General features: G+C 41.7%; 1 protein-coding gene. It reads left to right on the top strand.

What is annotated here, in order from left to right; genetic code table 11:
• The coding region (locus BAZO_RS10375; RefSeq protein ID WP_003331419.1) for a lactose-specific PTS transporter subunit EIIC at positions 1-1,003 on the top strand (1,003 nt) is incomplete at both ends.

The raw sequence follows: 1,003 nt of genomic DNA, 5'->3' as shown, positions 1-1,003 counted from the left end.
CCATTCTTTGAGAAAATCTCTCGAAACATCTATCTTCGTGCTATTCGTGATGGATTTATTGCTGGTATGCCAGTCATCCTTTTCTCATCTATCTTTATCCTTATTGCCTATGTCCCAAATGCTTGGGGATTCCACTGGTCAAAAGACATTGAGACCTTCTTGATGACTCCTTATAGCTATTCGATGGGTATCCTAGCATTCTTTGTTGGTGGTACTACCGCTAAAGCTTTGACGGACTCAAAGAACCGTGACCTACCTGCGACCAATCAGATTAACTTCTTATCTACGATGCTAGCGTCTATGGTAGGGTTCCTTTTGATGGCAGCTGAGCCTGCAAAAGAAGGAGGCTTCTTGACAGCCTTCATGGGAACAAAAGGCCTTTTGACAGCATTTATCGCAGCCTTTGTGACAGTTAATGTTTATAAAGTCTGTGTGAAAAATAATGTTACCATTCGTATGCCTGAAGATGTTCCACCAAATATCTCTCAAGTATTTAAGGACTTGATTCCGTTCACCGTCTCAGTTGTTATCCTATATGGACTTGAACTCCTTGTTAAGGGAACTCTTGGTGTAACTGTTGCAGAATCAATCGGTACCCTTATTGCTCCTCTTTTCTCAGCTGCAGATGGTTACCTTGGAATTACACTTATCTTTGGTGCTTATGCCTTCTTCTGGTTTGTTGGTATTCACGGTCCTTCAATTGTCGAACCAGCAATCGCTGCTATCACTTATGCCAATATCGATGTCAACTTGCATCTTATCCAAGCTGGACAACATGCAGATAAAGTTATCACTTCTGGTACTCAAATGTTTATTGCTACCATGGGTGGAACAGGAGCTACATTGATTGTTCCATTCTTGTTCATGTGGATTTGTAAATCAGATCGTAACCGTGCCATCGGACGTGCCTCAGTTGTTCCAACATTCTTTGGGGTTAATGAGCCAATCTTATTTGGTGCACCAATCGTATTGAATCCGATTTTCTACACCTTCCTTGTCACTA

The organism is Schinkia azotoformans LMG 9581 (genome assembly GCF_000307855.1).
Taxonomy (GTDB): domain Bacteria; phylum Bacillota; class Bacilli; order Bacillales; family Bacillaceae_J; genus Schinkia; species Schinkia azotoformans.
This window is presented reverse-complemented; position numbering and strand designations above follow the sequence as displayed.